General features: G+C 39.4%; 14 protein-coding genes. 9 read left to right on the top strand and 5 right to left on the bottom strand.

The annotated features are described in order from the left end of the window. Positions 1 to 8: 8 nt before the first annotated feature. The 4 genes from ACRRSQ_RS06860 to ACRRSQ_RS06845 all read left to right on the top strand — a co-directional run bounded on the left by ACRRSQ_RS06860 (position 9) and on the right by ACRRSQ_RS06845 (position 2,260). On the top strand, positions 9 to 1,382 hold the full coding sequence (locus tag ACRRSQ_RS06860; protein ID WP_440874969.1) for an alpha/beta hydrolase: 1,374 nt from the start codon (positions 9 to 11) through the stop codon (positions 1,380 to 1,382). A gap of 87 nt (positions 1,383 to 1,469) precedes the next feature. Then, entirely contained in the window at positions 1,470 to 1,847 is a 378-nt protein-coding gene (locus tag ACRRSQ_RS06855) for a PH domain-containing protein (RefSeq protein WP_440874968.1), read from the top strand. Between the two features lie 26 nt (positions 1,848 to 1,873). After that, a complete protein-coding gene (locus ACRRSQ_RS06850) occupies positions 1,874 to 2,035 on the top strand; it encodes a YqaE/Pmp3 family membrane protein (protein WP_440874967.1) in 162 nt (53 codons plus the stop codon). A 66-nt stretch (positions 2,036 to 2,101) separates the two neighbouring features. Further along, positions 2,102 to 2,260, top strand: coding sequence for a DUF3012 domain-containing protein (locus ACRRSQ_RS06845; RefSeq protein ID WP_440874966.1), 159 nt, complete (start codon positions 2,102 to 2,104; stop codon positions 2,258 to 2,260). Positions 2,261 to 2,329: 69 nt separating this feature from the next. Here the strand turns inward: ACRRSQ_RS06845 and accC are convergent, their stop codons facing one another. The 3 genes from accC to aroQ all read right to left on the bottom strand — a co-directional run bounded on the left by accC (position 2,330) and on the right by aroQ (position 4,681). Continuing rightward, complete coding sequence (gene accC / locus ACRRSQ_RS06840) at positions 2,330 to 3,676, bottom strand: acetyl-CoA carboxylase biotin carboxylase subunit (protein WP_440874965.1); 1,347 nt, start codon at positions 3,674 to 3,676, stop codon at positions 2,330 to 2,332. 23 nt (positions 3,677 to 3,699) lie between these two features. Further along, positions 3,700 to 4,152, bottom strand: coding sequence for an acetyl-CoA carboxylase biotin carboxyl carrier protein (gene accB / locus ACRRSQ_RS06835; RefSeq protein ID WP_440874964.1), 453 nt, complete (start codon positions 4,150 to 4,152; stop codon positions 3,700 to 3,702). 73 nt (positions 4,153 to 4,225) lie between these two features. Continuing rightward, positions 4,226 to 4,681: a type II 3-dehydroquinate dehydratase gene (gene aroQ / locus ACRRSQ_RS06830; RefSeq protein WP_440874963.1), complete on the bottom strand. Its 456-nt coding sequence runs from the start codon at positions 4,679 to 4,681 to the stop codon at positions 4,226 to 4,228. Positions 4,682 to 5,099: 418 nt separating this feature from the next. On the opposite strand from aroQ, the gene ACRRSQ_RS06825 reads away from it, so the two are divergent. Genes ACRRSQ_RS06825 through ACRRSQ_RS06815 form a run of 3 tightly spaced genes read left to right on the top strand, consistent with a single transcriptional unit; the run spans position 5,100 to position 9,147 of the window. Beyond that, positions 5,100 to 5,450 carry a hypothetical protein gene (locus ACRRSQ_RS06825; RefSeq protein WP_440874962.1) on the top strand — a complete coding sequence of 117 codons (351 nt, stop codon included), beginning with the start codon at positions 5,100 to 5,102 and terminating at the stop codon, positions 5,448 to 5,450. 19 nt (positions 5,451 to 5,469) lie between these two features. Beyond that, the gene (locus tag ACRRSQ_RS06820) at positions 5,470 to 6,711 is read left to right on the top strand and encodes a hypothetical protein (RefSeq protein WP_440874961.1); all 1,242 of its coding nucleotides are present in this window, start codon (positions 5,470 to 5,472) and stop codon (positions 6,709 to 6,711) included. Between the two features lie 3 nt (positions 6,712 to 6,714). Beyond that, on the top strand, positions 6,715 to 9,147 hold the full coding sequence (locus ACRRSQ_RS06815) for a putative bifunctional diguanylate cyclase/phosphodiesterase (protein WP_440874960.1): 2,433 nt from the start codon (positions 6,715 to 6,717) through the stop codon (positions 9,145 to 9,147). Between the two features lie 182 nt (positions 9,148 to 9,329). On the opposite strand, the gene ACRRSQ_RS06810 is transcribed toward ACRRSQ_RS06815, so the two are convergent. Both ACRRSQ_RS06810 and cutA read right to left on the bottom strand, forming a co-directional pair. After that, on the bottom strand, positions 9,330 to 11,159 hold the full coding sequence (locus ACRRSQ_RS06810) for a protein-disulfide reductase DsbD (protein WP_440874959.1): 1,830 nt from the start codon (positions 11,157 to 11,159) through the stop codon (positions 9,330 to 9,332). A 5-nt stretch (positions 11,160 to 11,164) separates the two neighbouring features. Continuing rightward, positions 11,165 to 11,476, bottom strand: a complete 312-nt coding sequence (gene cutA, locus ACRRSQ_RS06805; protein WP_440874958.1) for a divalent-cation tolerance protein CutA — start codon at positions 11,474 to 11,476, stop codon at positions 11,165 to 11,167. A 196-nt stretch (positions 11,477 to 11,672) separates the two neighbouring features. Between cutA and ACRRSQ_RS06800 the strand changes: the two genes are divergently transcribed. Together ACRRSQ_RS06800 and ACRRSQ_RS06795 are read left to right on the top strand one after the other, a co-directional pair. Next, on the top strand, positions 11,673 to 12,176 hold the full coding sequence (locus tag ACRRSQ_RS06800; RefSeq protein ID WP_440874957.1) for an FxsA family protein: 504 nt from the start codon (positions 11,673 to 11,675) through the stop codon (positions 12,174 to 12,176). Between the two features lie 144 nt (positions 12,177 to 12,320). Beyond that, positions 12,321 to 12,611, top strand: coding sequence for a co-chaperone GroES (locus ACRRSQ_RS06795; RefSeq protein ID WP_440874956.1), 291 nt, complete (start codon positions 12,321 to 12,323; stop codon positions 12,609 to 12,611). Positions 12,612 to 12,680: the final 69 nt, after the last annotated feature.

Here is a 12,680-nt window from a genome sequence, read left to right as displayed (position 1 = left end):
CCTTCACTTTGCCTGTCGTTAAATGTTTATTGATTTTTTTATGTGCTATTGCATTTACTAGTTATGGTCAGCAATGGCGCGATAATTGTGTTGAGGTAAACAGCAATAGTCAATTAATTGAACAATCAATAAATGATGGGCTTTTTCGTTTTAGCGATACCAATAAAGCCACACCGACATTTTCCTTTGACGAAAGTAAAAGTTATGCTCAATATTTGCAATATGGCCGAGCGTTAATTGCAGCAACCAATGTGCAAGCATCGAGACCTTGTCCGATCAACAGCCCGATAGCATCTTATTTAAATAATCAAAGTAGTGAGCCTACTTTTACTGTTGCCGATCTAATCTCACCGTTTGAGTTATTGCAAACAAATAATCAAAAAGCGATTTTACTGATCCACGGTTTAACGGACTCGCCGTTTGTTTTTCATGACTTAAGTGCTTTTTATTATCAACAAGGCTTTAATGTGCGTACCTTGTTATTACCCGGTCACGGCGGCACTGCGAGCAATTTAGTTGATACTAAGCTGAGTCATTGGCAACAAGCGGTTAAATTTGCCATAGAAAAAACATCGGCAGATTTTGAACAAGTGTATCTTGGTGGCTATTCAGCGGGCGGTGCGCTTATTTTTGATTATTTGCTGAACCAGAAGAGTGAGCTTAGCAATATTGCTGGTCTTTTTATGTGGGGACCGGCAATAGCGGCTAAAAGTGAACAAGCATGGCTAGCGCCTTATTTAGCCAAAGTGCCATTTTTAACTTGGTTTGACGAAAGTGCAGATATTGATTTTGCCAAGTATGAGTCGTTTCCTGTTAACGCCGCCGCGCAAGTAGAGCAGTTAATGACAAGTGTACGAGAGAGCGATTTAAACAACTTTCGTCATAACATTCCACTGTTTATTGTTGCAACTGAAGTCGACCAAACCATTAATAGCCAAGCGACATTGCACTTTGCTAATCAATGGCATCAACCGGCTAGGTCTCCGAAAACCTCGGCAGATCGCTATATACATTACGGCGATAGGGCTGTTGCTAAACAAACACTGGCTAACAGCATAAATTTACACTTTCCTCTCTGTAACAAAGGGGAGCAACATGTTTGCAATCAAGTCATTGATGTCGCGCATTTAGCATTGACCAATTCGCCGACAAACGGGCACTATGGACAAAATGGTAGCTATAGAAATTGTGAACACTACTTGGCTGAGATTAACCAATATCAAGCGTGCAAAAGTCAGCATGACATTGTCGCAGGCGAAAAATCAGCAGAAAACTTAAGCCAATACCCACTAGTAAAACGGTTAACCTATAATCCATACTATTTTGATATGCTTGAGCAAATTAAGCTATTTTTGCATCAAACCGCTGCTGAATTTAATTGAAACAATTCTTTTGAATTTTTCTGATGATCCTCTGCATTTTTATACTATGCTTGTACTGTATTTGTTCAGTTATATTAAGGGGTTTAGATGATAGATTTTGATAGTTCTTCAATTTTTAAGCTTAAGTCGATTGATAACGAAAAAGCGAGAGAAGACTTCCACCATTTTTTAATTGAAGGTGAAGAAATATTTGCCACCTTTAAAACCATTCGTGATCAGGTTGTTTTTACTAATAAACGTGTTATTGCGGCCAATGTACAGGGGATCACTGGCTCAAAGGTAGACTATACCTCCATACCATTTAGCAAAATTCAAACCTTCTCAATAGAAACGTCAGGCTCGTTAGATCTGGATTGCGAGATACAGTTATATATAAGCGCGGTTGGTCGAGTAACTTTTGAAATTAGCGGTAGTTTTGATATTGTAAGTTTCAACCGTATGCTAAGTGAATTTGTTTTAGGCTAGAAAACCAATAATTAGGAGTCATTATTATGAGTAAACTTGTATTGATTATACTTGCTATATTTTTACCGCCAGTTGCGGTATTTTTTCATAACGGTGTAGGTAAAGATTTGTTTATTAATATTTTGTTGTCGTTGATATTTTTTATCCCCGGAGTCATCCATGCGCTATGGTTGGTGACTAAACAATAATTAATCAATCGCTAGCATATTGGTCGCATTTAAAAATAATTAAAAGAAAAAGGATAACAACATCTCATGAAAAAAATATCTGCAGCATTATTCATGCTTTTTGCATTAACGGCATGTTCGCCTAAAGTCGGCAGTGAACAGTGGTGTGCTGATCTAAAAGAAAAAGACAAATCAGCGTGGACTGCTGAAGAAGCAAAAGATTTTGCCAAGCACTGTATTTTCTAAATAAAGCATTTAAGTCGTCATAAAAAAGCCAGCGATAGTCGCTGGCTTTTTTGATCAGTAATGCTGAAATTATTCGTTTTCAGCAAGCTTACTTTCTAAGTAATGAATGTTTGCGCCGCCACTAACAAAACCTTGATCATTTAAAATGTCTTGGTGTAAGGCTATGTTAGTTTTAATGCCATCAATTACCAATTCGCTTAATGCATTACGCATACGCGCAATTGCGACATCACGGTTATCACCCCAAGTGATCAGTTTGCCGATCATAGAGTCATAATGTGGTGGTACAGAGTAATCAGCATAAATGTGAGAATCCCAACGAACACCTAAGCCACCTGGTGGGTGGAAACGGGTAATTTTACCCGGTGAAGGGATAAAAGTACGTGGATCTTCAGCATTAATACGACACTCAATTGAATGACCAGCAATTTTAATATCATCTTGCGAGTATGATAACGGCTGACCAGCAGCAACGCGTAGTTGCTCTTTAATTAAGTCTACGCCAGTGATCATCTCAGTAACCGGATGCTCAACTTGAATACGCGTATTCATTTCAATGAAGTAGAATTCACCGTTTTCATATAAGAATTCAAACGTACCTGCACCGCGATAGTTAATCTCGATACATGCATTACAACAACGCTCACCAATTTTGGCACGCATTTCAGGTGTAATACCTGGTGCTGGTGCTTCTTCAACAACTTTTTGATGACGACGTTGCATTGAACAGTCACGCTCGCCTAAGTGAATTGCACCACCTTGGCCGTCAGCAATAATTTGAATTTCAACATGACGTGGATTTTCAAGGAATTTTTCCATGTAAACCATGTCATTTTTGAAAATAGTACCTGCTTCTTGTTTCGTTAATGCGATAGCATCAACCAACTCTTCTTCAGAGCGAACAACACGCATACCACGACCACCGCCGCCGCCAGCAGCTTTAACGATTACTGGGTAACCGATACGTTTGGCGTGCGCTTTGTTCAATTCTTCATCGTCCGTTAATGGACCATCAGAACCCGGAACACAAGGAACACCGGCTGCTTTCATTGCTTGAATAGCAGCAACTTTATCGCCCATAATACGAATGCTTTCCGCTTTTGGACCAATAAAAGCAAAGCCAGACTTCTCTACTTGCTCTGCAAAATCGGCATTCTCAGCTAAAAATCCATAGCCTGGGTGAATAGCAACGGCATTAGTTACTTCGGCCGCAGTAATAATTGCTGGCGCATTTAAGTAACTGTCTAGTGCAGAGGCTTTACCAATACAAATGGTTTCGTCAGCTAATAATACGTGCTTTAGGTTTCTGTCGGCTGTTGAATGAACAGCAACCGTTTTAATACCTAACTCTTTACAAGCACGCAAAATTCGCAATGCAATTTCGCCACGGTTGGCGATAACAACTTTATCTAACATGGAATGACCCTTTTAGGTTGGGCTTATTCAATGATGAATAGCGGTTGGTCGAACTCGATAGCATCTTCATTTTGTGCAAGAATTTCTTTGATAACACCAGACTTGTCAGCTTCGATTTGGTTCATCATTTTCATCGCTTCAAGAATACAAAGTGTATCGCCTGCATTTACGTGCTGGCCTACTTCAACAAAAGCAGGTGCATCTGGTGAAGATGATGCGTAGAAAGTACCAACCATAGGAGAACGAACAATGTGGCCAGAAAGTGCAGGAGCCGCCGCTGCAGCAGGAGCCGCCGCTGCCGGTGCTGGAGCTGCTACTGGAGCCGCAACAGGTGCAGCTTGAACAACAGGAGCTGCTGCAACTACAGAACCACCACGACTAATGCGTACTGATTCTTCACCTTCAGAAATTTCTAATTCATTAATGCCAGACTCTTCAACTAGCTCGATTAGTTTTTTGATTTTACGAATGTCCATTTAAACACCTTTACTATTTGTTTAATTTAAGCTTTTATTTTTTATGTAATAAAAGCCGATAATTTGTGACTTATTATTTAGTTTTCTTACTAAGCCATGAATGTGCAGACGTTAATGCAAATTCATAACCTTGTGTGCCTAATCCGCATATAACCCCTTGGGCTACATCAGATAAGTATGAATGATGACGAAATGCTTCTCGTGCGTGTACATTTGACAAGTGAACTTCAATAAACGGAATAGAAACCGACAATAACGCATCACGAAGTGCTACACTGGTGTGTGTAAATGCCGCTGGATTGATAATGATAAAATCAATATGGTTAAATCCAGCATGAATGTGATCGATCAGTTCATGTTCTGCATTTGACTGCAAATGACTTAGTTCAATATCTAGTGAGTCAGCTTGCTGGGTTAATGTTTCAATAACATCAGCGAGTGATTGAGCACCGTATATTTCTGGTTCGCGTTTGCCCAACATATTTAAATTAGGGCCGTTTAGTACTAAAACTTTAAACTTGGCGGTCATTGTCTGCAAAAACACCTTTAAAATTCAATTAAGCACATCTTTACATAAACTTTGCTTCGGTTAAACAAAAAAATAGTAACTGAAACGTATTTATGAAGTTTTGCGATTATTATAGTGTTTTCGAAGAATTTAGCAGCAAAATACTGGTCTAATCTCTCAGGAGGTGTTTTCAGGGGTATATTGTTGCTAATTATCCTCGCTCAACTAAACTGAGGGTAGATAACTTTACTTGATAATTATATGATTTATAATCAATTGCCAAGTTTTTTTGTCTGCGTCGTGATATAACAGCAACTATGTTGTGTGACAAGGTAGTACAAGTTGTAGAAATAATAGGGATATTTATATCAAACATATTCTTTATGGGCTTTTCATTACACTAGCTATCTTTTTTAGCTCGGTAAGTTATAGCGTTGAAGTGATCGTCAACCCAACGGTTGAAACAACATCACTATCGACAAGTCAATTGCGTCGAATTTATTCGATGCGTCAAGTTCGTTGGTCTGACGGAACTGCCATTGCGGTATTTGTTTTGCCAAGCCAACATCCAGTTCATCAACGATTTAGTAAAGACGTTTTACGCCTTTTTCCATATCAATTAGACCGTATTTGGAACAAATTAACATTCTCAGGCTTAGGCTTGAGACCAATACTGGTTAATTCTGAACAAGAGTTATTGAAAAAAATTGCTTCAGTGCCAGGTGCTATTGGCTACGTTGAGAATAAGGAAGGGGTAGACAATGTTGTTGTTATTAAAGTTAATGACTAGACAATTCAGGGAATTCTCAATGGTGACTAAGGCAATAAAGATTATTGCACTCTCGCTTGTCGCCTTAAACGCGCAAGCTAATCAAAGTGAAAGTCAAGACTGGCAAATTCACGGTTTTCTTGCACAAGGCTTAATCGATGTTAGTGGTAGCGACTTTGTTAACGATGACGGTGATTTGTCTGCTGAGTTAACGGAAGTTGGTGTCAATGGTTCTTATCAGTTATTTGATTCAATTCGTCTTGCTGGACAAGCCGTATATTTAAATGGCGGTAATCGTTATGAACAAGGGTTGCGTTTAGATTATGCCCTGATTGATTGGTCGGTATATAACGATGAAAACTGGCTAGTGAATTTGTATTTAGGCCGCTTTAAAAATAACCATTGGTTACATTCTAGTACTCGAGATATTCCTCATGCTCGTCCCAGTATTATACTGCCGCAAGGTTTATATTTTGATGGCTTTCGAGATATTGCCATGGGCGGCGATGGCGCGGCATTGAAGGTAAGTTACAATTTTGAAGATTGGGGTGATATAGACTTTAACGTCAGCTCAGGTAAAACAAAAGTATCTACAGATGCAGGAAAATTACTGCTAGGTGATGATGTTGACGGCGATATGAATCAAGAGTCAGACTTTCAAACTAGTGTGTTTTGGCAGCCTGCATATTCTCCTTGGCGTTTTGGTGTTTCGTTTTTAGACTCTGAATTTAGCTTTACCCGTGAAGAGCAAAACGACACTCTTTTGCCAGCAACGCCTAGTGTTGAGTTCTACGACGGTGTGTTCTCTTTTAAACAATATACAGGGTATGTTGTTTATGAAGGCGAAAATTGGGAATTTACCGCAGAAGCGCTACAGCAAACTTTTACAACTGAAGGTTTTTACCCTGACGCGCTTTATGAATTTCTTGGTGTTGACCAGATTGAAAAAGTGGGCCAAGGGATCTATTTCCAATCACGTTATAAATACAATGACCGACTTTCGTTAATGGCGAGAGTTGAGCGATTTTATGCGGACAAAGATGATAAAGATGGTAGTCAACTTGAAGCGGAAAGTGGCGGTTTAGTACCGAGTTATTTTGGCTTTCAGCATGATATTGTTTTAGGTGCGCATTACGATATTGCCGACTCATTAAGAGTACAAATGGAATATCACTGGGTGGAAGGAACTGCACGATTGACCCCTGTTGTTTCACCTAATGCAATGATAAACAGCAATAAAAATTGGAATTTATTTGCTGTGCAATTAATGTATTGGTTCTAGGCGATGAAAAAAGTATTTATTAGCGTTCCTACCAAATTATTGCTGCTAGTTGTGGGGGCGCTGCTGATCTTAAGCACTGGCTTCTCTATTATGTCGTTAACGCGCTTGAATCAAGAATTTGAGTACTATCAAGCAGAGAACAAGCAGCAAGGTGAAATTCAGTTTAATATACAAAGCGCTAATTTACGTGACCAAATCCGCACCTGGATTGAGTCATTTTCTGATGTTGTTCGCATTAAAGAGCAAACCGACTTTACGATGTTGGCTAAAGAGCTTGAGCAGCAATTTGATGCACTGCAACTTAATCAAAATGTCGAAAATGTTTGGCTCGTTGATCAAAAAGAAAACTTACTCTTTTCTTCAATAAATATTCCCGATTATGCGGCAAATACTGTAAAAGCGACATTTCAAGCACAAGAGCCGCAATACCAATTATTTTGTCAATTCTTATGTGAGCAATTAATTACTGTGCCACTGCTAAATAAACGTGGTGACATGGTGGTGGTGGCGATGACAGTGTCATTAGTGGATATGATCTACGCAATTAATCAATCGGTTAAAAGCGATATTGCCATAGTGAGTTATGCCAACAAGAGTAAACGAACCTTTAATCGTGCTCAGTTTGTATCTGCTTCTAATACTCAATTAGTTAAATCACTTTTTGTCGATCAAGCCAATCAAACTTATGTGGAAGAAGTGCTCGCAAAAGGTTTACAGCTCGATATTCAAAGTGGTAATTACCTCGTAAATCTGCTGCCGTTAGCAATTAATTCTGAACGCAACTTTTATATGGCAATTATCGACGATGTTACCGCATTTAACGTGCAGTTTAGTGAATATCGCCGCCAGTTCTTATTATCTTCCTTACTTATTTTCGTCACGCTTGCCATTTTAGTGTATTTCGTTTCTAGCCCATTTACCCGCAGGTTGTTATTACTGTCTAATGTTCTCCCTTTGCTTGCTCGCAAAGAGTTCGATAAATTCAGACAAGTTGAAATGAAAAAAACAGGCTTAGTTACTGACGAGCTTGATATTTTAACAGATGCCTCGCTAGAGCTCAGTTATGAACTTGAACAGCTGAACTTGGAAGTAGAGCAAAAAACCAAAGAGCTTGAAAACATTGCGATGTATGATTTGCTTACCGGCTTACCTAATCGCAATATGCTTAATTATCAATTGCGTAAGGCGATAGTTAATTTATCAAAATATAATCAGAATGTGACTGTGTTGTTCCTAGACTTAGACGACTTTAAAAAAGTTAATGATAGTCATGGGCACAGTGAAGGCGACAAACTCCTGATTGAAGCGGCCAACCGCGTGCGGTTAAGTATTCGTAATGTTGATATTGCGTGTCGCTTTGGCGGCGATGAATTTGTCGTGATATTAGGGCAAGTTGACGGTTTAAAACAAGCACAAGAAATTGCCGATAATATTTTGGCGCAGTTTAAAGAACCAATCAAACTTGGCTCAAGTATTTTCTATGTATCAACCAGTATTGGTATTGCCTACTCGGAAGCGGAGTTAGTCAAAGCAGAAGAGTTGATCAGTCATGCAGATATCGCCATGTATGAGGCAAAAGACGGTGGCGGAGCGCAATACCATGTCTACCACAATGATATGTATCAACGGGTAGCACAACGGGTAATGCTTGAAGGCGAAGTGCGTCAGGCATTGGCTAAAAATCAATTTAGCTTGAGTTTACAACCACAAATTTGCGCTAAAAATAATAAACTCAGTGGCTTTGAAGCTTTACTGCGCTGGCAACATCCAGAGCGTGGTATGGTGTCACCAGATGACTTCATTCCTATTTTAGAAAATTCAGAACACATGATCGATCTAGGGTATTGGGTCATTCGTCGCTGTTTTGAACTACTCATTGAAATGCGAAAAAAAGGTCTTACCGATATTCGTATTGCGATTAATTTATCTGCAGGGCAGTTTATCGATAATAACTTACCGCATTATCTACAAAGCCTGCTAACAGAATTCGAGGTATCAGCAGAATCTTTTGAGCTAGAGCTTACCGAGCAAACCTTAGTTAAAGATATTGATCGCGCGATTGAAATGATGGAAAACCTAAGAGAGCTTGGTTTTAGTTTCGCCATTGACGACTTCGGTACCGGCTATTCATCGTTAGCTTATATTAAAAAAATGCCGGTTGATGTGATTAAAATCGATAAGAGCTTTGTCTTTGGTATGTTAGAAAACTATGCCGATTATCAAATTATTATGTCGACTATCGCTATGGTGAAAAACCTTGGCTTACAAGTGATTGCTGAAGGGGTGGAAAGTAGCGCCCAATTGCGCAGTTTAACCGAAAACGGTTGTGATACCATTCAAGGCTATTATTTTTCAAAACCGGTACCTGAAGTGGAGCTACTTGAGTTTATTGATACTAAACTCACTGGTGGATATTGGAAAACTAAAGCGCAGTAAGCGCGCAGCGACAAGCGACAAGTCGAAAGTTGAAAGCTACAAGTGGAAAGTTGAAAGCTACAAGTCGTAAGTCGAAAGCTACAAGTAGCAAGCTGAAAGTAAAAAAGCGACAAGTCGTAATGAAGATTAAAAAAGCCCGCCAAGTATCCACTTGGCGGGCTTTTTAGTTTAAATAAAATGGCTTAGTTAAAGGTTGCTTGCACATGTTGTGAAAATTGCGGTGCGTCCATAAAACCCGTCACACGTTGCTTGCTTAGTTCATCGCCTGATAAGTCAAAAAATAAAATCGATGGTAGGCCTAATACTTGGTATGTCTCAGACAGTTCGTTATTTTCAGGTGAATTAAAATCGGTCATATCCACTTGAATCAATACGCTGTTTTTTAAGGCCGTTTGTACTTCCGGTTTTGGGAAGGTGTATTTTTCAAACTCCTTACATGCGATACACCAATCTGCGTATAAGTCAACCATCACCGTTTTACCTTGGCTGTTGGCAGCACTTATCTCTGCTTCTAATTCTGCAAGGTTACTGACATGTACAAAGCCGTGTTCAGTAGTTGCTTGAGGTGCGGTATTTTGAGATGGAAATACGGTTTGATAAAGCAGATTTGCGCCAACAAACAGTGCTAAGAAAATAACTAAACTACGCACACCAAACCAGAAATTTTTATTACTGTTTTGATTAGCAACATAGAAATAGCTAGCACTTGCCAATATCAGTATCGCCCATAAAATTTGGCTAATTTGCTCTGAAAGAAAACGCTCTAATAAAAATACTGGCACGGCGAGTAATAACAAACCAAACACATTCTTGATGATATTCATCCAAGCGCCGGCTTTAGGTAACAATTTACCGCCTGAACTACCTAATACTAATAAAGGTAAGCCCATACCCAAACTTAAGGCATACAAGGCAGATGCGCCAATAACAATATCACCCGTTTGAGAAATATATAACAGAGCGCCTGTTAATGGTGCCGTAGTACAAGGTGAAGCAACTAAACCTGAAATAGCACCCATGACAACAACACCGGCAAGTGAGCCACCTTGTTGCTTGTTACTGATGTTATTGAGCTTGTTTTGCCAGCTAGCAGGCAGTGCCAAGTTAAAAACACCAAACATAGAAAGTGCTAAAAAGATAAACAGTATGCTTAACGCTATTAATACCGCAGGATGCTGAAACATCGCTTGAAATTGAGCGCCAGCAAGCGCCACTACAACACCTAATAACGTATAAGTAATTGCCATACCTTGCACATAAGCAAACGACAGCATAAAAGCATTTTTATTGGTAAGTTTGTCACCTTGGCCGACAATAATGCCAGTTAGAATTGGGTACATTGGAAATACGCACGGGGTAAACGATAACAATAAACCGCCGAAGAAAAAGGCAATTAATACCCAAAGTAAACTGTCGTTTTGCAAGCTTTGCGCTAAACGATGTTGCTCACTTTGTGGCGCTGAGCTTTGTGATGCCGCTGTGCTAGCAGCTTCTGCTTGTTCGCTATCACTAAGTGCCGTTAATACTGCTTGTTGTGCACTTGCTGGGTCGACCATATCAAGCGGAATATTGATGCGTTTTGGCGGATAACATAAGCCTTTGTCAGCACACCCCTGATATTTAATGGTTAGCGAAGCATTGCGGTCTGCTTTTTCAATATTAACGTTAAACGTTAAGCTGTCTCGAAAGACTTGTTGTGTACCAAAAAATTCATCGTGATGATCTTCACCGATAGGCAGTTCAACAGGTGTAAAGTCAGCATTTTCTGCGCTGAATTTAAATTGATGGCGGTAAAGGTAATAGCCTTCTTCAATATCAAAGCTAACGGTAACCACATTTTCCTGTTGATAAAATTCAAACTCAAATGCTTGCTCTACTGTTAAAAACTCATCGTCGTTGCTAAATAAAGATGATGAAGAACTATCAAAAAGCGACGTTTGCGCCTGACTCGCTATCGGAAAAAAGCTCAACAGTACAAAAACAACACTTAATATATTTAAAAAACGTTTCATTATTTCTACTTTATAGACTCTGTTATCCAGTTTAAATACTGCTTATCGCCTTGCTGGATGTTCACGGCAATAATCTCTGGTACGTCATAGGTATGTAATGACTTAATTCGCTCGGCTAACAAGGCAAACTTTTCGTTTGTTGTTTTTATCAAAAGCTGAATTTCATCATCACACACTACTTTATCTTGCCAATAATATACCGATGTTATTTTAGGTATGATATTGACACAAGCAGCTAACTTTTCTTGAACCAGTGTCTGAGCGATCACATTAGCCACGTCTGAGTTTGGGCAAGTACACAACACAATTTGAAACATAACTTATCCGTTGTCGAAAAAACTTAACGAATATCAACATATCATGTTTTCGTGTTGATATTACTCAGTAAATGACTAAGTTTACGCTATAGCAAATGCTTGAGTAAACCATTTGCCAAGCGGGTAACCTCGTCGCTCCTTGAAAAAGACCTGTTTAACCCAATATTAGTTTCATTGAATTTTTTTAGGTGAACTTATGTTTCGAGTATTATTTGTACTTTTTGTCATTATTCCCATTATTGAAATTGCTGTTTTAATGAATGTTGGTGCTTGGTTAGGTGTATGGCCAACAATCTTTATCGTTGTGTTAACCGCATGGCTCGGTGCTAAAAATGTTCGTCAACAGGGCTTGGCAACCATGAACTCAGTGCAAACTAAACTGGCACAAGGGCAAGCGCCTTCTGATGAAATTGTCGCCGGTTTAATGTTATTAGTGGCAGGCGTCTTACTGGTAACCCCAGGCTTTGTTACCGACTTTTTTGGTTTGTCGTTATTAGTGCCTAAAGTACGTGCTGCTATCGTGAGCATGGTGCAAAAGCACATGGTGGTAAATCAATCTCAATTTGGGGCTCAAGGCGCCCACTTTTACCAACATTCGAGTAACGAACAAGCTCAACAGCACTCGCCGTTTAACGACAAAATTGAACCGGAACGTCATCAAGGACAAACAATTGATGGTGAATATGAGCGAAAAGAGTAAAAAAAATACATTGGGGCTTGTGAAGTCTTAAATAGACCCCATCTTTGAATCAATAAATAATTATCGAGGCAGTAAAGCAACCGTTATTGCCTTTGATTGAAAACCTTGTAAACCCATTTGTAAAACATCTCAGGAGAGAAATAAATGAGCATTCGTCCATTACACGATCGCGTAATCATCAAACGTAAAGAAGTAGAAACTAAATCTGCTGGCGGTATTGTTTTAACGGGCAGCGCTGCTGAAAAATCAACTCGTGGTGAAGTGATTGCTGTTGGTAACGGCCGTATTTTAGAAAGCGGTGAAGTACGTGCATTAGACGTAAAAGTAGGCGACCAAGTCATTTTTAGTGAAGGCTACGGCGCAAAAACTGAAAAGCTTGACGGCGAAGAAGTGTTAATTTTGTCTGAGTCAGACATTTTGGCCATCGTAGAATAGTCGCAAAATTTCACGTCGCTATTTCATCTTAATAGTGGCATTAGAAGTACTCACTTACTAACGTAAGCT

Origin of the sequence: Thalassotalea sp. PLHSN55, assembly GCF_052030545.1 — a bacterium.
Classification (GTDB): Bacteria; Pseudomonadota; Gammaproteobacteria; order Enterobacterales; family Alteromonadaceae; genus CANMXU01.
Note: the sequence above shows the minus strand (reverse complement) of the source record. Positions and strands in the feature narration are given on the sequence as shown.

Excerpts from the sequence above, each read along its gene's own strand:
- ACRRSQ_RS06855 (WP_440874968.1), top strand. The coding sequence starts at position 1,470 with ATGATAGATTTTGATAGTTCTTCAATTTTTAAGCTTAAGTCGATTGAT.
- ACRRSQ_RS06850 (WP_440874967.1), top strand. The coding sequence starts at position 1,874 with ATGAGTAAACTTGTATTGATTATACTTGCTATATTTTTACCGCCAGTT.
- ACRRSQ_RS06795 (WP_440874956.1), top strand. The coding sequence starts at position 12,321 with ATGAGCATTCGTCCATTACACGATCGCGTAATCATCAAACGTAAAGAA.
- cutA (WP_440874958.1), bottom strand. The coding sequence starts at position 11,476 with ATGTTTCAAATTGTGTTGTGTACTTGCCCAAACTCAGACGTGGCTAAT.
- ACRRSQ_RS06820 (WP_440874961.1), top strand. The coding sequence starts at position 5,470 with ATGGTGACTAAGGCAATAAAGATTATTGCACTCTCGCTTGTCGCCTTA.
- accC (WP_440874965.1), bottom strand. The coding sequence starts at position 3,676 with ATGTTAGATAAAGTTGTTATCGCCAACCGTGGCGAAATTGCATTGCGA.
- ACRRSQ_RS06800 (WP_440874957.1), top strand. The coding sequence starts at position 11,673 with ATGTTTCGAGTATTATTTGTACTTTTTGTCATTATTCCCATTATTGAA.
- ACRRSQ_RS06810 (WP_440874959.1), bottom strand. The coding sequence starts at position 11,159 with ATGAAACGTTTTTTAAATATATTAAGTGTTGTTTTTGTACTGTTGAGC.
- ACRRSQ_RS06815 (WP_440874960.1), top strand. The coding sequence starts at position 6,715 with ATGAAAAAAGTATTTATTAGCGTTCCTACCAAATTATTGCTGCTAGTT.
- accB (WP_440874964.1), bottom strand. The coding sequence starts at position 4,152 with ATGGACATTCGTAAAATCAAAAAACTAATCGAGCTAGTTGAAGAGTCT.
- aroQ (WP_440874963.1), bottom strand. The coding sequence starts at position 4,681 with ATGACCGCCAAGTTTAAAGTTTTAGTACTAAACGGCCCTAATTTAAAT.
- ACRRSQ_RS06845 (WP_440874966.1), top strand. The coding sequence starts at position 2,102 with ATGAAAAAAATATCTGCAGCATTATTCATGCTTTTTGCATTAACGGCA.